Source organism: Frankia sp. QA3 (genome assembly GCF_000262465.1).
GTDB lineage: Bacteria > Actinomycetota > Actinomycetes > Frankiales > Frankiaceae > Frankia.
This window is the reverse complement of sequence record NZ_CM001489.1, coordinates 1,498,633-1,517,079: the sequence shown is the minus strand read 5'-3', so window position 1 is coordinate 1,517,079 and position 18,447 is coordinate 1,498,633. Positions and strand designations below refer to the sequence as shown.

Genomic DNA, 18,447 nt, shown 5'->3' with positions numbered 1-18,447 from the left:
GGCGGCGCTCGGCGCTTGCTGGTGGATGCGGTGCGGGCGCCCTGCTTGTCCAGAGGGTTTCGTGTCCGATTTATCCCTCTGGATAAGCAGGGAGGGGGCTGCGGGTCAGGGGCGGGCGGCGGCTACCTGGGCGCGGACCTGGGGGATCACCTCGTCGGCGAAGATCTGCAGGTGTTCGACGGGGGTCTCGCGGTCGCCGAGGACGAACGTGTCGAAGTCCAGCTCGAGGGCGAGGGCGGTGAGCTCGTCGGCCCACTGGCCGGCCGGGCCGACGAGGAAGCCCTCGGAGCGGTCCTGGAGCTTGTGGCCGAAGAAGGCGTTGTACAGGCGCGGGACCGCGGTGCGGGGCCGGCCGGCGGCGGTGAGCTCGGTGTCGAAGTGCGCGGCGTCGGCGCGGACGGTGTCCAGGTCGAGGCGGTTGCCGTTGGGGATCCAGCCGGCGCCCGCGGTGGCGGTCAGGCGGCGCATGAGCGGGCCCCCGCTGCCGATCCAGAGCTGGATCGGCTGCTGCGGGGGCAGCAGCGGCTGCGGGTGGTCGAGCTGGTAGTACCGGCCGTCGTAGGTGACGTCGGCGTCGCCGGACCACAGCAGCCGGATGACGTCGATCGCCTCGGCGAGGCGCTCGCGTGCCTCCCGCGGCTTCCACCGCGGGCCGCCGATCGCGGCGATCTGGTCCCACAGTCCGCCGGTGCCGAGGCCAAGCTCCAACCGGCCGGGGGCGATGCGGTCGATCGTCCACGCGGTCTTGGCCAGGACCGCGGGCGGGCGCAGGGCGAGGTTGACCACGTCGGTCAGCACCCGGATCGACGACGTGCGGCCGACCACCGCGGACAGCAGCGCGATCTGGTCGAGGTAGTCGGGGTTATAGGGATGGTCGGGCACGGCGATCAGGTCGTAGCCCAGGTCCTCGGCCTGCGCGGCATGGTCGAGCAGCGCGCGGCCGGCGACGGTGCGGGGAAACAGGAAGGTGCCGAACCGCAGCGGTCGGCGGTCGGGCGATCCCTGGTCGAGCGGTTCCTGGTCGAGCGGTGCCTGGTCCAACGGTCGGTCGTCGAGCGGTCGGTTTTCGTCGGTCATCTGACTGTCTCCTATGCCGCGCTGAGCGCGGTCTCCTTGCGGACGAGGGGGGCTACTTCCTCGGCGATCAGGTGCATGATCTCTTCGGTGCCCGCCGGCCCCAGGCCGTTGTCGATCTGGAGGAAGTGCAGGTCGTGGCGGAGGTCCTGGTGCATCCCGATCAGGCGCTCGGCGACGTACTCGGGGGTGCCGACGAGGATCTGGCCCGCCGGGCCGGTGAGGTCGTCGAAGCCCTGGTCGAGCAGCCGCTGCGCCCGGTTGTCCTGGCGCAGTCCCTGGTTGCGCTGCGCGGCGGCGTTGACCGTCTGCTCCCAGTAGGCCCGGTACTCGCGGCGCACCCGCGCCTCGTCGTGGTCGACGACGACGGTGGACAGCGACGCGACCCGGGCCTGGCGCGGGTCGTGGCCGGCGGCGGCGAACGCCTCGCGGTAGTGGTCGGCGAAGTCGGCGTAGGTGCCGGCCCGGAACCCGGCGACCAGGACGGGCAGGCCCTTGCTGGCGGCGAGCTCGACGGAGTCCACGTTGCGGGTCGCCCCGAGCCAGACCGGCAGCTGCGGCTGCACCGGCCGCGGGGTGACGTGCGCGTCGCTCAACGCCGGGCGGGAGGGGGCCGGGCGGGAGGGGGCCGGGCTGGACGTGGCGGGCCAGGCCGGGATGTGCCCGGTGCGCAGGATCTCCAGGAGCAGGTCGAGATGCTCGCGCAGCAACGCCCCGCGGTCCGGATCGTCCTGGCCGATGAGCAGCCGCGAGGCGCTCGCGAAGTTGCCCTTCCCGGCGACGATCTCGACGCGCCCGCCCGAGATCACGTCGAGGGTGGCGTAGTCCTCGGCGACGCGGACCGGGTCCAGCAGGGGAAGCAGCGTCACCCCGGTCATCAGCCGCACCCGCTCGGTCTGCGCGGCGATCGCGGCGAGGATGACCGGCGGTGCGCTCGTCACGAAGTGACGGTCGCCGTGGTGCTCCCCGACGGAGAACGCCTCGAACCCGAGCCGCTCGGCGAGCACGCCCTGGGCGACGATCGACGCCAGGCGCTCATGCTCGGTCGGCGTCGCCCCGGTGCGCCGGTCGGCGGAGACGCCGCCGAGCGTGTTGATTCCCAGTTCCACCAGATGCCCTCGATCGTCGTTGGTACGCGTTCACTTCGTCAGCAGATCAGGCCATGACGCTCAGCTTGCAATCAACCGCTGGAACCCGCGCCCGTCTCATCGTTTTGCCTGGACTGTAACCTGGCCAGCACTTTGTCGGCTATCTCTATGCTTTTTGTTGACAAAAACGTCATGCCATGAAACCTTCACCCGAACCCGGGGACGCCGGGGATTGGATCATGTGAGAGCTTCGATGTATCAGCGGGGATGAGTCCAGCCGTGGGCCCCGTCGACCCGAAGGCGCTGACCGACCAGCAGGGCATCGCCGACACCTTCCAGGCCGCCGGCCTGCTGCCCGGCAAGGTCGACGTCCCCGGCAGCTACAGCACGAAGCTGAACCCGGCGATCGAGGCCGCCATCGCCTCCTACAGGGCCAAGTTCGCGGCGAACTTCGCCGCGCCCACCGTCGCAGGTTCGCCTGCGGCGGTGGGCGGGCGCCGGGTGACCTTCAGCGCCGGCGGCGCGGACCGGCGCCGGCGGCTGCGGGTCCCCAGCCTGGTCCGCCGGGCGATCGTCCCGATCCTGCTCATCGCGCTGTGGCAGATCGGCAGCTCGGCGAGCTGGTGGTCGACGGAGGTCCTGCCCGCGCCGTGGGACGTCGCCCACGAGTTCGTCACCCTGTGGAACAACGGGCAGTTGCCGTCGAACCTGTGGGTGTCGGTGCGCCGGGCGTTGACGGGCGCGGCGATCGGCATCAGCGTGGGCCTCGCCCTGGGCGTGGCGGTCGGCCTGTGGCGGCCGGCCGAGGAGGCCCTTGACGCCACCCTGCAGATGATGCGGACGATCCCCTTCCTGGTGACCCTGCCGCTGTTCATCCTCTGGTTCGGCGTCGACGAGGCTCCGAAGATCCTGATCATCAGGATCGGCACGGCGCTGCCGATGTACATCAACACGATGTCGGGGGTGCGCACGGTCGACCCGCGCCTGCTGGAGATGGGCCGCCAGTTCGGCCTGAACCGGCTGCGGCTGATCGCGACCGTCGTCCTGCCGGGGGCGACGCCGAGCATCCTCACCGGTGTCCGCTACTCGCTGGGCCTGAGCTGGCTCGCGCTCGTCGTCGCCGAGCAGATCAACGCCCAGAAGGGCCTGGGCCTGCTCATCTACAACGCGCAGTCGCTGTTCCAGACGAAGATCCTGATGGTCGTCGTCGTGTACGCCGCCCTCGGCCTGCTCACCGACATGGTCGTGCGCCTCGCCGAGCGGCGCCTGCTGGCCTGGCGCGGGAGGTAGGGCGGATGAGTGCCGTCACGGTGCGCGGCCTGCGTCGCGCGTTCGGCTCGCACGTCGTGCTCGAGCGGCTCGACCTCACCATCGCCGACTCGGAGTTCGTGGCGCTGGTCGGCCGCAGCGGCGGCGGCAAGACCACGTTGTTGCGCACCCTGGCCGGGCTCGACCCGGTGACCGAGGGCAGCATCGAGGTGCCGGCGCTGCGCTCGGTGGTGTTCCAGGAGCCGCGGCTGCTGCCCTGGCGCCGGGTGTGGCAGAACGTCTCCCTGGGTCTGCCGCGGTCCCGTCGACGCGACGAGGCGACCCGCGCGCTGGCGGAGGTCGGGCTGGCCGACCATGCCCAGGCCTGGCCGCTGACGCTGTCCGGCGGCGAGGCGCAGCGCGTCGCGCTCGCGCGGGCGCTGGTCCGCGAACCCGAGCTGCTCCTGCTCGACGAGCCGTTCGGCGCCCTCGACGCGCTGACCCGCATCCACATGCATCACCTGGTCAGGCAGCTGCACGAGCGGCACCGCCCGGCCGTGCTGCTGGTGACGCACGACGTCGACGAGGCGCTCGAACTGGCCGACCGGGTGATCGTCCTGCGCGACGGCCGCCTCGACGAGCAGGTCGAGACCCGCGAGCTCTTCGACGACCGCCGGGACCCGCGCTTCGAGCAGGCCCGCGCCCGGCTGCTGGGCCTGCTCGGCGTCGCCGACACCTCAGCCGCCGACACCTCAGCCGCCGACACCTCAGCCGCCGAAAGCCAGCCGGTCGGCGGGCAGTAGGCACCGCCGGCGGCTCAGGGCACCGCCGGCGGCTCGGGGTCTGGTTCGGGGTCTGGTGCGGACAGGCCCCGCACGAGGAGCGCGGCGAGGGCGTCCGGGTCGACGAGGGTGTGGTCGGGCTGGTCGAGCAGCGGTGCCATCGCCGCGGCGAAGGTGAGCAGCTGCGCCGCGGCGACCTGCTCGGGTGTGGGGGCGTCGCGCCCGAAGATCCGGGCGAGCCGGCCGGCGATCACGGCCGCGGCGGCATCGGTGCTCTCCGTCGCCCGCCGCCGGATCTCCTCGTGGACGGCCAGCTCCTGCAGGACGATGCGATGCACCGGCGACGGCCGGCCGAGCACGGCGGTGAGATGCCGCCACAGCTCGGCGATCGCCTGGCGGGGATCGGCCCGCTCGGGCGAGGGCAGGTCGAGCTCGCCGAGCGTGGTCACCCGATCCCGTTGCACGACCGCGAGCAGCAGGTCCATCTTGGTCTTGAAATGGTAGAAGATCAGCCCGTGCGGCACGCCGGCCGCCGCGGCGACCCGGGCGGTGGACGTCCGGTCGAACCGGTGCTCGGCGAACAGCACCTCCGCGGCGGCCAGGATGCGCTCCCGCGCGGTGAGCTCGGGGTCCTCCGCCGGGCCCGCGCCCGGCGTCATCGCCCGGCCCGCGCCCGCGCCCCGCTCACCGCGCCCCACCTCGGACCTCGGTCTCAGAACTCGGTGTTGCCGGCGTCGGGGGCGATCTCGTGCGCGGTGATGAACCTCGACTCGTCCGAGGCCAGGAACAGCACGGTGTCGGCGACGTCCGCCGGCTCGGTGCCGTCGACCGGCAGCAGGTTCATGAACATCGGGCCGAGCCGGTCGTAGCCGGCGATCGCCTCGTCGATCCGCGCCTTCATGTCGCCGGTGCCCATCGGCGTGTTCACGCCGGTCGGGTGCACGCTGTTGACCCGGATGTGGTGCTGGCCCAGCTCCGCCGCGAACGCCTTCGCCATGCCGCGCACCGCGAACTTGCTGGTCGTGTACGGCACCATGAACGGCTGCACCTTCAGCCCCGCCGCCGAGCTGATCAGGATGATCGATCCCCCGCCGGCCCGCACGAGATGCGGCGCGCCGACCATCACCGTGTTCCACACCCCGGTGACGTTCGTGCTGATCGTGTCCTCGTAGATCTGCGGGGTCACCTTGTCCCACGCCCGCGGAACGCAGATCCCCGCGTTGGCGACGACGACGTCGAGCCGACCGAGCTGCGCCGCGCCGTCATCGACGATGCGACGCAGGGCCTCCAGGTCGCGGACGTCCACGATCCCGGACACTACTCGACGCCCGGTCTTCTCGATCAGCGAGACCGTCTCCGCCAGATCCTCCGGGGTCGCGGAAAGGTAGTCCACGCTCGGCAGGGGCGCGCACACGTCGACCACGATCACGTCGGCGCCCTCCTCCGCCAGCCGGAGTGCGTCCGCCCGTCCCTGCCCGCGCGCCGCCCCCGTCACTAACGCGACCTTGCCCGCCACCCGACCGCTCATCGCCGTCTCCGATCCCACGTCAGAACGCCCGGCCACCACCGGCCGAACGCTTGGTTGAGTACTCACTCAGCCTACGCCCTACCAGGGCATTCGGGTACATGGCGGCACCATGCACCCGAGTCGCGACGTTGTCGAACAAGGTCGGACAGCGCCCGCGTCGTCGTCGCTCGACCACCGGCGCCCCCGGGTCCGGCCGCGTCGAGGGTGCCGACGGCCCCCGCGCCCCCGCTGTCGCCCCCGTCGGCGCGCGCCGGCCAAAACATGACTGATCCGGCTCTACCCTGAGACGGAACGCGACGTCACCGCGGCCGGCCGGCGATCCGGCGCGCGACGGGAGCAGGTGATGATGGTCGGTGGAAGTCCTACCGTCTCTCGGCTGGGGCGGCGGCTGCGCCGCAGGATCGGCGCGTACCTGCGCCAGGGCGACGCCTCCCTGATCCTCGCCGACGACGCCGCGGCCGAAGCCGCCCGCGTCCTGCGCGGATTGCGCACCCGGACGGGTGCGCTCGACCTGCGTCGCGGGCGTTCCCTCGACGCCGCGGCCACGGTCGGCCGGCTGCACTGGTACCGGTATCTGGAACTGCCCCTCGACGCCGGGACGGCCGACCGCGCGGCGGCCTGGACCCTGCTCGCCGCCGTCGCCCGGGTCGATCCGGCCCGCGTCCCCGCCGAGCTGCGCTCGCCGGCCCTCGCGGCGGGTCCGGGCGGCGATCCGGCGCCACCCGACCCCACGGCCGTTGCGGGCCCGGACACGGCCGGCTGGGAGCTGATCCGCCTGGTGGCACGGGCGCTCACCGTGGACGATCCGACCCGGCTGGCCGCCGCCGTCGAGGCGGCACCGCGGCTGGTGAAGGTCCTGCCCGCGCACGCGTACGACCAGCGGGCCCAGGTGGCCGATCTCGCGGTGCTGCTGGAGGGACGGTCCAACCGTCACGGGGAGCCCGAGCGCCTCGACGAGGCGATCACGCTCGGTCGCGCGCTGGCCGCCCGCCCCGGCGGCGGGGCTGGGGACGTGCTGCCCCTGTCGAACCTCGCCGGCATGCTGCTGACCCGCTTCCAGGCGACCGGCGAGTCCGCCGACCTGGACGAGGCGATCGTCGTGGCGGGCGCGGCGGTGGCGGCGAGCCCGCCGGGTCATCCCGATCGGCCCCGCAGCCTGACCAACCTCAGCTACGCCCTGCGGATGCGGTTCGTTCGCGACGAGACGGCGGCCGATCTGGACACCTCGATCGCCCTGCTGCGCCAGGCCCTCGCCGCGAGCGCCCCCGACGACGCGGATCGGCCGGGGCGGCTGATCAGCCTCGGCGCCACCCTGCACCTGCGCCACGAACGGACCGGCGGACGCGACGACCTCGACGCGTCGATCGCCACCAGCCGCCAGGCCCTCGCGGCGGCCGGCGCCGACCGGTTCGACGCGTTGACGAACCTCTGGTCCGCGTTGTGGGATCGCTTCACCGCCGACGACGCGTCCGCCGACCTCGACGAGCTGATCGCCGTCGGGCGGCAGCGGGCCGAGCTGCGGGCCGCCCGCGCGGCCGGTGAGGGCCCCGACGCCGACCAGGCCGTGTTCCTGTCCCTGCACGCCGCGGCGCTGCGGGTCAGGTTCGGGCGAGGCCGGGACGCGGCGGATCTGGACGAGGCCGTCGCGGCCCAGCGCCGCGCGGTGCGGCTCGAGCCGGTCGGCACGCAGTGGCACGCGGAGTACCGCGACGCTCTGGACCTGCTCCTGCGGCTGCGCGACGGCGGCGCACCGGACGGCCCCGACGAGACGATTGACCGCCTGCGGGAGCTGGTGACCGCCTCGCCCGCCGGGGACGGCGGGGACGGCGGGGACGGCGGGCGGCGGGAGCTGGTGGCGCGGCTGACGGCGCGGGCGGAGCGGACCCGCGAACGCGCCGACGTCGACGAGGCGATCCGGCTCGCCGGTGGGCTCCTCGACGCCGGCGGCGCCGATGCGGCCGACCCCGACCGCCGGTCGGACCTCTCCGACCTCGCCGACCTGTACCGGATCCGGTTCGAGCTGGGCGGGGACGTCGCCGACCTCGGCAGGGCCATCGACGGCTGGCGGGCGGCGCTCGACGGCATCGCGGACGACCACCCTCGTCGAGCCGGCTGGCTGTCCAACCTCGGCCTGGCACTGCGGACCCGGGCGGCGCAGACAGCGACCGCCGCGGACCTGTACGCGGCCATCCCACTGCTGCAGACCGCGTTGGAGGGCCTCCCCCCGGACGCCGCGTGGCGGGCGACCGCCCTGATGAACCTCGGGGACGCGCTGTACGACCGCTACCGGCATCGCGGGGAGCGGGCCGATCTCGATCGGGCCATCGCGCTCGGTCGGGCCGCGCTGGCGGCCGTCGGCCCGGACGATCCGCAGCGGGGCATGATCCTGCACAACCTCGGTCAGAGCCTGCTCGCCGAGCACACGCGCTCCGGCGACCCGAGGGCCCTCGACCCGGCCCTCGACGTGCTGCGATCGGCGCTCGACGCCACCCCGGCGGACCATCTCAGGCTGCCCACCCGGCAGGCGAGCCTCGGCGGCGCACTGCTGGCCCGGTTCGATCAGACCGGCGAGGCCGCCGCCCTGGCGGAGGCCATCGCCCTGCTGCGGGCACCGCTCGACGGCCCGCCGCTCGACGTCGCCGACCGCTGGAAGGCACAGGCCAACCTGGCGGGTGCCCTGTGGCGGCGGCATCGCCTCGCCGTCGACACGGCGGCCGGGACCACCACGGGTGACGGATCCGGCGGCGGGCGGGCAGCGTCCGAGCGTCAGACGTCCGACGGGCCGCCGTCCGACGGGCCGCCGTCCGACGAGCCGCCGTCCGACGGGCCGCGCGGCGACCTCGACGAGGCGATCGCGCTGTGGGAACGCGCGTTGGCCGCGATCCCGCACGACGACCCCGTGCGATCGTCCCTGTTCGTCCATCTCAGCCGGGCGCGCGGCGAGCGCGACGCGGGCGCCGAGCAACCGCGTGGTGAACGGGAGGACCAGGACGGGCCGGCCCCGCGCGAGCTGGATGCGGGTCTGCTCGCGGAGGGCCTGGCGTGGACGGACGATCTCGACACGTTCGTCGACCTCTACCTGATCACCCCCGAGTTCGCGACCGAGGCCCCGCTGCGGGAGCTGCGGGCCCGGATGGCCCAGGCCCGGACCCGGCGCGACTACCGGTCCGCGGCGGCCTACCGCCAGCGACTGGAGTTCCTGACCCGGGCGCAGCAGGTGGGTGGGCCGGCCGCGGCCGCGGAGCTGCGCCGCCGCGGTGTGCTGATCGCGCAGCTCGCGACCCTCGCCTTCTACACCACCCGCGCGCCCGAGGTGGAGCGGCTCCTACTGAACGCCATCCCGACCATCGCGCGGTTGGACGCGGACGAGGCTCCCGCCGTCGGCTACACCGCCGTCGGGGCAGGGGCCGGGCCCGCCGTCGTCCCGGCCGGCAACGCGCAGGCGGCGGCGCTCCCGCCCGCGGCGGAACACCTCGCCCTGCTTCGCGCCAAGGGCGCGGTCATGGACGCGCACGCCGCCGAGGCGGCCGCGGGAGTCGTCCCGGACGACGGACGGTGGCGGGTCGGTGCCGCGATCGCCTTCGACCTGGACAGGGCCTACCACCGCCACGACGCCCAGGCCGGGGATGGCGATCCCGACGCGGACGCCGGACCGCGGGGTCGTCCCCCGGTCGGGGTGGCCTTCGCGCTCGCCGTGGCCGCGCTGGCCCTGCTGCCGCCCGACGTCGACGGCCGGGATGTCGAGGTGCTGCTCACCGTCGCCGTGAACCTCGCCGTCCGCCTGTACGCCCAGAACGCGGCGCGGGACCGCCCGAGCGAGCCGGACGCGGCGGCGCGTCACGACGACCGGCTCGGCGCGCTCGACTGGCTGATCGTCCTGCTCGAACGCCGGCTTGGCGAGCTGGCGCCCGACGACGGACGCGCCGAGGCCCTGGCCACCCTGGTCGACGCCCTGTCGGACCGGTACGACCAGACGAGGCACGCTGCTGACCTCGACCGCCTGGTCGAGGTGCTGACCGAGCTGGCCGGGCTGCTGCCGGCCGGACATCCCAACACGGCCGACTGCGAGGCCGGCCTGGCCGACGCCGCGGCCAGCCGGTTCGACGTCAGCCGGGATCCGGTGGACCTCGACACGGCGATCGAGCGGTACCAGCGGGCGCTCGACGCCCTCCCCGCGGCGGACCCGGCCCGCGACGAGCTCCGGAGGCGGCTCGCGGAGATCCTGCTGCGGCGGTTCCGGCACGCCGGTCGCATCGCCGACGTCAACGCCGCCGTGGAGCTGTACGAACAGCTGGTGGACGGAGCCGCCGCTGGTACGGAGCACCGTCCGATGATCCTGTCCGGGTTCGCCACCGCGCTGCGGCAGCGCCACGATCTGACCCGGCGGGAGGCGGACATCGACACCGCCATCGCGGCGGGACGCGCCGCGATCGAGGCAGCCCCGGCCGGCGGCCCGGACCGTCCGGGGCTGCTCTCGGCGTTGGCCCGGTCGCTGCGGGCCCGGTACATCCAGAGCGGGCGGCCCGACGACATCGACGGCGCGATCGACCTCGGACGGGCGGCCCTCGACGCCACTCCGCCCGCCCACCCCGACCGGCCGGGGTACGCCTCCGATCTCGCGCAATCGCTGATCAACCGGATCGGTATCGTCGGGTCGGGGGCTGCCGAGACGGCCGAGGAGCTGCGAGCGCAGGTCACCGACGCCCCCACCGCGCGGGAACGCAGCCAGGCGCAGCTGATGCTCGCCCGCTGGTTCCGTCCCGACGTCGACCGGGACGCCGACATCGGCGCGGCGATCGACCTGTACCGCCAGGCCATCGCGGCGAGCCCGACCGACGACCCCGATCACGCGCACTACCTGTCCGGGCTCGCGGCGGTGCTGCGGAGGCGGCTGGCCCGCGCCGACACCCCGGCCGACACCCCGGACGCCGACGCGGCGCTCGACGCGATGCTCGGCGCGGTGCAGGTGGCCCATCCCGGCGACCCCCAGCGGGCGGCGATGCTGCTCAACCTCGGCCTGACGTGGGCGGGACGCGCCGAGCAGACCGGCTCGCCCACGGATCAGGCGGTCGCGGTCGGCTACCTGCGCGAGGCGGCGACCGCCCCGACCGCGCCGTCCCACCTGCGGCTGAGCGCGGCCGAGGCCTGGGGGCGGGGCGCCGCGCGGGCCGGCGAGCCGGCCGTGGCCGTCGACGCCTACGCGGTCGCCCTCGCGCGGCTGATCGAGACGACGTGGGAGGGACGGGACCGGCCGCATCAGGAGCAGCAGCTGGCGGCCCGCGCGGAGCTGGCGCGCGACGCCGCCGCGCTCGCGGTCGAGGCCGGCGCGCCCGCACGGGCGGTCGAGCTGCTCGAACAGGGCCGCGCGGTGCTGTGGGGCCAGCTGTTGAACCTGCGCGGCGACCTGGGACGGCTCGCCCAGCGGGCACCGGCGCTGCACGCCGAGCTGGAGCGGGTCCGCGCGGAGCTCGACGGCCCGCCGACGGCCGCGGACGCCGAGGACGTCGGCCGGGCCGCCGAGCGGCGCATCGGCCTCGCGCAGCGCTGGGAGGAGCTGGTGGCGCGGGTGCGTGGGCTCGACGGGTTCGACGGCTTCCTGCGGCCGGTGCCGGCGGAGGCGTTGCTGCCGGCCGCCGCCGACGGGCCGGTGGTGGTGGTGAACCTCAGCCGCCGGCGGTGCGACGCGCTGCTCGTGCGTCCCGGCGGGGTGAGCGCGCTCGCGCTGCCCCGCCTGGACGCCCGGGAGGCGGCCGAGCGCGCGCAGGAGTACGTGGACGCGCTGCACCGGGTCGACGACGCCCGACAGGCCCACGAGGCGGCGTGGCGCGCGGCCCGCACCGGCGGCGGTGTGGCCGCCCGGCAGGGCGCCCAGCAGGCCGAACGTGAGCTGCTGCGGGCCCGGACGGCCGCCGAGACGCTCACCACCGGCGTGCTGGAATGGCTCTGGGACGTCGTCGCCGAGCCGGTTCTCACCGCGCTCGGCTTCCGGGACGCTCCCGCCGGTGCCGGTGCCGGTGCCGGTGCCGGCGACGGCGACGACCACGGCGACGGCGACGACCACGGCGACGGCGACGGCGACGGCTCGTGGCCGCGGCTGTGGTGGTGCCCGACCGGCCCGCTGGCCCTGCTCCCCCTGCACGGCGCCGGCCACCATCAGCGGCCGACCCGAGGGGCGCCACGGACGGTGATCGATCGGGTGGTCTCCTCCTACACGCCGACGCTGCGGGCCCTGCTCCAGGCGCGCGGATCGGACGCCGCGACCGCCGCGACCGCCGTGCACGGCTCCCCCCGGCTGCTGGCCGTCGCGCTCGAGGAGACACCCGGCCAGCCCCGGCTGCCGGGTGCGGCGGAGGAGCTGGCGATGCTGGCCGAACGGTTCGACGACCGGCGGCTGACCGTGCTGCGCGGCCCGGCGGCGACGCGGGCGGCCGTCGAGCGGGAACTCGCGACCCATCGCTGGGTGCATTTCAGCTGCCACGGCAACCAGGACCTGGCCGAGCCGGCCGCCGGTGGGCTGGCGTTGCACGACGGTGTCCTCACCGTCGCCGACGTGGGGCGGCGACGGTATGTCGGCGAGTTCGCCGCCCTGTCGGCGTGCAAGACGGCGACCGGAGGCGTGAGCCTGGCCGACGAGGCGATCACCCTCGCGTCGGCGTTGCACCACATGGGTTATCGTCACGTCCTGGGCACTTTGTGGTCGGTCGACAGCGCCGAGACCACCAGTCTGTTCCGGGATGTGTACGGCGGGCTGACCGTGGACGGCGTCCCGCGTCCCGCCCTCGCCGCGCTCGCCCTGCACCGCGCCGTGCTCAGGCTGCGCGATGATCATCGCCTCGAGCCGGGTGCCTGGACCCCGTTCACCCACACGGGCCCGTAGCCCCCGTTCGGAGGACCTGACCCCGAGGAGTCGACGATGGCATTGACCCGACCGCGCCGCGACGAGCAGCCGCCGTCGGCGGGGCCGTACCTGGAGATCACCGATCTCGCCTACGGCGCGCACGTCGCCGAGACCTTCGAGGTGGAGCAGCCGCAGTCGCGCACCCTCGTCCTGCGGGGTCGCTGCCCACGCTGCGATCATCCGATGGAGTTCCTGGTCACCGACCAGGTGGTGAAGCGCTGGCGGCGGTCCAACCCGCAGGACGAACCGCCGCCCCCACCGGGATCGGACGATCGCACCGCCGAGGAACCCATGGTCTGCACCTGCGAGGGAGACCACGCCGGCCGTCCCGAGGGCTACCTCGGCTGCGGCGCCTACTGGAACGTGAAGATCAGCCAGGCATGACGGGTCTGTCCGCCGGCGGCCGGGCGACGCTGGCCGACGGCCGCGCCGCGCAGACGACGCAGCGGCTGTTCCGCGACGAGCTGGCGCGCGTGCGTGCCGCCGCCCTCGCCTGGCGCAACGCCCTGGCCGGCCTGCTCGTCGGCCTGGTCGGTTTCGGCCTCGTCCGCGGCCGATCCGATGTCGGTGACCTCACCGCCCCGTGGAACGCCGTCGTCGGCTTCCTGCTGCTCGCCGCCCTGCTCGCCGGGGCCGGCGGGGCGCTGCGCCTGCTGTCCGCCGCCCACGGGCGCCCGGTGGTCGTCGCGCGCCGCACGCTGGGCTCCGAGCTGGCCCGCACCCACGCCGAGGCGATCCGCGCCGCGGCGGCGCTGCGCCAGGGCATCGTCCTGGTCTTCGGCTGCGCCGCGCTGCTCGTGGCCGCGGTCGCCGTGACCTGGTACGGCCCGGGACGCAGCCAGCCGCGGCTCGTCGTGGCACTGCCCGCCGGCCAGGTCTGCGGCGAGGTCGTACGGGTCGGATCGGGCCGGCTGACGCTGCGCACGAACGGCGGGGAGGTGGAGGTCGACCTGCGGGCGGCGACCGGAATCCGCCCCGTCGCCACCTGCCCGCCGACCTGACGAACGACACCCGCCGACGCCAGGCCCCGGCGCCCCGGGGGCCCCGAGGCACCGGGGCCCCGCCCAGGGCAGGCCGAGCGCCTCCCCTGGCGCAGGCCGGACGCGAGACCTTCCCCCTGCTGATCCGGAGGCTTCCGCGCCCGATTTCTCCCTCCGGATCAGCGAGGGGCGGGCCGTTTCGGTGACTGTGGGATGGTTGTTCGGTGACCGTCGGGGGCGAGGGGGACGCTCTCGACTGCTTCGTGTCGTACGCCGAGGACGGCCGGGCGTGGGCCGAGTGGATCGCCGCGACGTTGGAGAACGCCGGCCTGCGGGTCCGGGTCGCCTCCTGGGACCGGGTGGCGGGCACCCATCAGGTCGCCTGGCTGGACCGGGCGACACGGCAGGCCCGGCACACCATCGCCGTGGTCTCGGACGGCTACCTGGACTCCCCGGCAGCGCTCGCCGAATGGGGGGCGGCGTGGTCGCCCCGCCTCGCCGACGGGGAACGCCGGCTGCTGGTCGCCCGGGTGACGGAGCGGGAGGTGCCCGGCCTGCTCGGCCAGATCGCGCCGATCAACCTGTTCGACCGGGGCGCGTTCGCCGGCGAGACCGCCCTGCTCGCGGCCGTGCGCGGCGGCGAGTCCGCGCCGCCGGAGGGCCACGCCGCGCGCCACCCCCACCGGCCGATCCACCCGGGTGACCTGCCGGCGGTGTGGAACGTGCCGACGCCACCCGCCGCGTTCGTCGGGCGCGGCGAGGCGCTCGACCGGCTCGACGCGGCGCTGGCCCGCTCCCCGCTGGTCACCGTCACCGGCCTCGCCGGCATCGGCAAGACGAGCCTGGCCACCGAGTACGTCCGCGCCCACCACCGGGACTTCGACGCCGTCTGGTGGGTGCCCGCCGGGCGCCCCGAGCTGCTCGGCGACCGGGTGCGCGCCCTCGCCCCCGCGCTGGGCCTGCCCGAGCACGCCGAACCGGCCGCCGTGCTGGCCCGCCTCGACCGCGCCGACGGCCGCTGGCTGATCGTCCTCGACGACGCCGCCGAACCCGACCTGCCCGACTGGCTGCGCCCGGCCGAACCGGGCCGCCTGCTGCTGACCTCCCGCAACCCCGACTGGGACCGCCTCGGCACGGTCGTCCCCGTCGGACCGCTGGGCCGCGCCGAGTCCCTCGCCCTGCTCGCCGACCGGCTGCCCACCGTCGACCGCTCCACCGCCGACCGCATCGCCGACCAGCTCGCCGACCACCCGCTCGCCCTCGACCAGGCCGCCCACCGGATCATCGCCGGCCGCCTGCCCGCCGAGACCTACCTCCAGGCGCTGACCGACCGCCCGGCCCGCCTGCTGGCCCAGGGCGAGGTCCCCGGACGCCCCGGTGTCACCGCCGCCACCCTGTGGGACGAGCCGCTGCGCCGCCTCGACGCCGACTCCCCGCCGCCGCCGAGCTGCTGCGCCTCGCCGCCCACGCCGATGTCACGGAGCTGTCGCTGTACATGCTCGTCGCCACGCTGGACGTCCTGATCCACGACGAGTTGCGCGCCGCCGCCGCCGACCGTCTCGACGTCGCGGACACGATCGCCAGCTTTGAACGTTCCGCCTTGGCCTAGCGCGACGGTCCGGCCGTGGCGGTGCAGTAGATGGTGTGCACCGCCGTTCGCGCCAACACCGGCCCCGAACACGCCGACCAGCTCACCGACTCCCTACGCCAGATGCTGCACGCCGCCCTGCCCGCCGACGTCGCCGGCAACCCCGCCGCCTGGCCCGCCTGGCGCGAACTGCTCCCCCACACCCTCGCCGTCCTCGACGCGCCCGACACCCGCCCGGACACCGGCCTCACCTCGACCGATGCCCCGGGCGCCCGCCCGACCGACATCCCGGGCGCCACCGACATCCCGGGCGCCACCGACACCCCGGGCGCCACCGACGGCCCGCACGCCGCCTGGCTCGCCGAGCACGCCGCCGCCTACCTGCTCGAACAGGGCCAGCCCGCACAGGCCCTCCCCCTGGCCGAACGCGCCGCCGCCGCCCGCGAACACCTCGCCGGCCCCGACCACCCCGACACCCTCACCGCCCGCGAAACCCTCACCCGCGCCACCCTCGCCGCGGGCAACATCGACGACGCTGGCCGCCTCGCCACCCGCACCCTCACCGACCGCACCCGCCTCCTCGGCCCCGACCACCCCGACACCCTGGAATCCCAGGCCACCCTCGCCTGGGCCTACCAACGCGCCGGCCACCTCGACCACGCCACCGCCCTGTTCGAACACACCCTCACCGACCGCACCCGCACCCTCGGCCCCGACCACCCCGACACCCTCGAAAGCCGCCACAGCCTGGGGCGCGCCTTCGACGCCACCGGACGCGGCGACGAGGCCGCCACCCTCCTGCGCGACACCCTCACCGACCGCCGACGCCTCCTCGGCGACGATCACCCCGCCACCCTGGACACCACCCACCAGCTCGCCGTCACCTACGCCCGCCGCGGCGCCCTCGGCGACGCCACCCCCCTCCTCGAACAGACCCTCACCACCCGCAGCCGCGTCCTCGGCCAGGACCACCCCGACACCCTCGACACCCGCCACCACCTGGGCACGACCCACCGCCGGGCCGGACGGCTCGACGACGCCACCCGAGAACTCGACCGAGCCCTGTCGGACCGCGACCGCATCCTCGGCCCCGACCATCCCGACACCCTCGACACCGCCCACGGCCTCGCCCGCACCCACATGCGCGCCGGCCGACCCGAACAGGCGGTCCCCCTGTTCGACCGCGCGCTGACCGGCCGCGAGCGCGTCCTCGGCCCCGACCACCCCGAAACGACGAGGACCCGTCTGAACCTCGCTGATGCCCACCTCAGGCTGGGAAAGCCCGCGGACGCCGTACCTCATCTCGAACGAGTCCTCGACCGGCACGAACGCAACCTCGGGCCCGCGCACCCGAACACCGTCGAGGCGCGGGACACCCTCGCCGCCGCCTACCGGCACACCGGACAGCTTGAGGCGGCCCGGCCTCAACTCGAACGCCTGCTCGGCGACCGGAGTCGGGCACACGGCGTGGCCGACGCCCGCACTCTGCGCGCTGCCGACGGCCTCGCCGACGTGTACCGCTCCACCGGGCGGCTGTCTCAGGCTGTCGATCTCAACGAACGCCTCCTGGCGATCCGCGGTCAGGTTCTCGGCCCGCGCCACCCGGACACCCTCGCCACCCGGACCGTCCTCGCCGACACCTATCGCCAGGCCGACCGTCCCCGGGACGCCCTGCAGCTCCACCGCGACGCGCTCACCGACGCGCTGCGTGAACACGGCCCGTTCCACCCGGACACCATCCGGGCCCGCCGATCGCTCGCCGAGACTGCCGACCATTCCCACGACGACCGGCCCCGCTCAGCCGAACAGCCGCTGAGGGCCGAGCCACGGTTTCCGCACCACGGTCCGTAGGACATCAGACCAGCCAAGCGAGCTACCGTGCGTCGCCCGATTCGTCGGGCTCGACGTCCGATAGCCGATCAAGCTTGTCGAGCTTGCGGGCCAGCCGCTCCTGCGCCGACTCCCGCCCGCCACCGCCCGCCGACGACGGCCGCCGACGTTCCTCCCGAGCCCGCGCCTCGGCCTGAGCGGACTCTGCGTTCATCCGGTCGCGCGCATCCTGCAACGACTGCCGGAGCTCCTCGTCCTCCCACTCGCGTTCCTGCTCGGCGGCGAGTTGGTTCGTCCAGTCGCGGCCGTAGCGGGCGTTCCAGGTGCGGCTGAAGGAGCCGTCCCAGTCGAGTGGGCGCAGGGACTTCCCGCTCTCCTCCTTGGAGTCGGCCGGATCCAAGGAGGCGTCCGCATCCGAGTCCGCTCCAGCCGGACGCGTCGTGTCGGGCTCCGCCGTGCCGGCGGCCCCAGGTACCGCCGAAGGCGCCCCCGGATCACTTCCGGCCGCGGGTTCAGCTCGCCGATCAGCATCTTCCTCGGACATCGCCGTCACTTCCCATCCAAGGGGTCACACCGGGCATAAGGCATCAGCCTGTCCTGCACGCTTGACCTCCCGGAAACCGCGATCTCCCGAGGGTCGATCACAACCTTCCCATGAGGGAGCAGCGGACTCATAATCCGTCGGTCGCGGGTTCGAGCCTTACCCGCCCCGCCACAAAGCGTGACAGGACTCTGGCCTGGGCAAATAGGTCCTATCGTTCAGAGGTGGGCGGCCGGGGTGCGACAAACGTGCTGGTGGACGGCCTGCACGGGTGGTTTGAGACCCAGATAGTTGCAAAGCAAGCAACTACCGGACGTAGTGGCAGCGGTCACGTCCGCTGGCGTGGTGTATGGAGGGTGACTCCGCGTGATCCTTAGTTGAAGTTTATGCGGTGAGTGCTTCGGGTGTCACGCTGATCTCGGGTGTGTCGGACGGCGTGTCTCGCGCGTCGACTTTCGCGAGGATTTCCACGCCGAAGTAGCGGTGGGTTTCGATCCACTCGTCGTGTTGCTCGGCGAGGACGGCGCCGACGAGCCGTATGATGGCGTCACGGTCGGGGAAGATACCGACGACGTCGGTGCGCCGGCGGATCTCCTTGTTCAGTCGTTCCTGCGGGTTCGACGACCAGATCTGCCGCCAGATCTCCCGCGGATAGCTGGTGAACGCGAGCAGGTCCGCTTTCGCTTCTTCCAGATGGGTCGCGGCGCGGGGTAGTTTCTCGGTCAGCGCGTCCACGACCCGGTCGAACTGCACCGCCACCTCGTTCGCGTCCGCCTGATCAAAAACGGTCCGGACCAACGTCGCGACCCATGGCTGCGACGACTTCGGGGTGAAGGTGAGAAGGTCCCGCAGGTAGTGCGTCCGACATCTCTGCCAGGAGGCCCCGGGCA

General features: G+C 74.3%; 13 protein-coding genes. 7 read left to right on the top strand and 6 right to left on the bottom strand.

Annotation, left to right across the window (positions count from 1 at the left end):
- Window positions 1-105: 105 nt before the first annotated feature.
- The gene (locus FRAQA3DRAFT_RS05990) at window positions 106-1,077 is read right to left on the bottom strand and encodes an LLM class flavin-dependent oxidoreductase (protein WP_009738172.1); all 972 of its coding nucleotides are present in this window, start codon (window positions 1,075-1,077) and stop codon (window positions 106-108) included.
- A gap of 11 nt (window positions 1,078-1,088) precedes the next feature.
- Window positions 1,089-2,183 (bottom strand): LLM class flavin-dependent oxidoreductase, encoded by a 1,095-nt coding sequence (locus FRAQA3DRAFT_RS05985; RefSeq protein ID WP_009738171.1) that lies wholly within the window; start codon window positions 2,181-2,183, stop codon window positions 1,089-1,091.
- 246 nt (window positions 2,184-2,429) lie between these two features.
- Between FRAQA3DRAFT_RS05985 and FRAQA3DRAFT_RS05980 the strand changes: the two genes are divergently transcribed.
- Both FRAQA3DRAFT_RS05980 and FRAQA3DRAFT_RS05975 read left to right on the top strand, forming a co-directional pair.
- On the top strand, window positions 2,430-3,452 hold the full coding sequence (locus tag FRAQA3DRAFT_RS05980) for an ABC transporter permease (protein WP_232291936.1): 1,023 nt from the start codon (window positions 2,430-2,432) through the stop codon (window positions 3,450-3,452).
- A 5-nt stretch (window positions 3,453-3,457) separates the two neighbouring features.
- On the top strand, window positions 3,458-4,213 hold the full coding sequence (locus tag FRAQA3DRAFT_RS05975) for an ABC transporter ATP-binding protein (protein WP_009738169.1): 756 nt from the start codon (window positions 3,458-3,460) through the stop codon (window positions 4,211-4,213).
- Window positions 4,214-4,227: 14 nt separating this feature from the next.
- On the opposite strand, the gene FRAQA3DRAFT_RS05970 is transcribed toward FRAQA3DRAFT_RS05975, so the two are convergent.
- Together FRAQA3DRAFT_RS05970 and FRAQA3DRAFT_RS05965 are read right to left on the bottom strand one after the other, a co-directional pair.
- The gene (locus FRAQA3DRAFT_RS05970) at window positions 4,228-4,890 is read right to left on the bottom strand and encodes a TetR/AcrR family transcriptional regulator (RefSeq protein WP_009738168.1); all 663 of its coding nucleotides are present in this window, start codon (window positions 4,888-4,890) and stop codon (window positions 4,228-4,230) included.
- Window positions 4,891-4,904: 14 nt separating this feature from the next.
- A complete protein-coding gene (locus FRAQA3DRAFT_RS05965; protein ID WP_009738167.1) occupies window positions 4,905-5,720 on the bottom strand; it encodes a mycofactocin-coupled SDR family oxidoreductase in 816 nt (271 codons plus the stop codon).
- A gap of 343 nt (window positions 5,721-6,063) precedes the next feature.
- Here FRAQA3DRAFT_RS05965 and FRAQA3DRAFT_RS05960 point away from each other — a divergent pair, with 343 nt between their 5' ends.
- The 5 genes from FRAQA3DRAFT_RS05960 (at window position 6,064) to FRAQA3DRAFT_RS36760 (ending at window position 17,037) form a co-directional block, all read left to right on the top strand.
- Complete coding sequence (locus tag FRAQA3DRAFT_RS05960; protein ID WP_009738166.1) at window positions 6,064-12,597, top strand: CHAT domain-containing protein; 6,534 nt, start codon at window positions 6,064-6,066, stop codon at window positions 12,595-12,597.
- Window positions 12,598-12,633: 36 nt separating this feature from the next.
- The gene (locus FRAQA3DRAFT_RS05955) at window positions 12,634-13,002 is read left to right on the top strand and encodes a hypothetical protein (protein ID WP_009738165.1); all 369 of its coding nucleotides are present in this window, start codon (window positions 12,634-12,636) and stop codon (window positions 13,000-13,002) included.
- The gene (locus tag FRAQA3DRAFT_RS05950) at window positions 12,999-13,619 is read left to right on the top strand and encodes a hypothetical protein (protein WP_009738164.1); all 621 of its coding nucleotides are present in this window, start codon (window positions 12,999-13,001) and stop codon (window positions 13,617-13,619) included. The genes FRAQA3DRAFT_RS05955 and FRAQA3DRAFT_RS05950 overlap by 4 nt, the downstream gene beginning before the upstream one ends.
- Before the next feature lie 203 nt (window positions 13,620-13,822).
- A complete protein-coding gene (locus tag FRAQA3DRAFT_RS36765; protein ID WP_009738163.1) occupies window positions 13,823-15,121 on the top strand; it encodes a toll/interleukin-1 receptor domain-containing protein in 1,299 nt (432 codons plus the stop codon).
- Window positions 15,122-15,237: 116 nt separating this feature from the next.
- Entirely contained in the window at window positions 15,238-17,037 is a 1,800-nt protein-coding gene (locus FRAQA3DRAFT_RS36760; protein WP_009738161.1) for a tetratricopeptide repeat protein, read from the top strand.
- A 22-nt stretch (window positions 17,038-17,059) separates the two neighbouring features.
- Here the strand turns inward: FRAQA3DRAFT_RS36760 and FRAQA3DRAFT_RS31285 are convergent, their stop codons facing one another.
- Both FRAQA3DRAFT_RS31285 and FRAQA3DRAFT_RS32035 read right to left on the bottom strand, forming a co-directional pair.
- Window positions 17,060-17,416: a hypothetical protein gene (locus tag FRAQA3DRAFT_RS31285; RefSeq protein WP_009738160.1), complete on the bottom strand. Its 357-nt coding sequence runs from the start codon at window positions 17,414-17,416 to the stop codon at window positions 17,060-17,062.
- A gap of 525 nt (window positions 17,417-17,941) precedes the next feature.
- The coding region (locus FRAQA3DRAFT_RS32035) for an IS256 family transposase (RefSeq protein ID WP_009738159.1) at window positions 17,942-18,447 on the bottom strand (506 nt) is incomplete at its 5' end.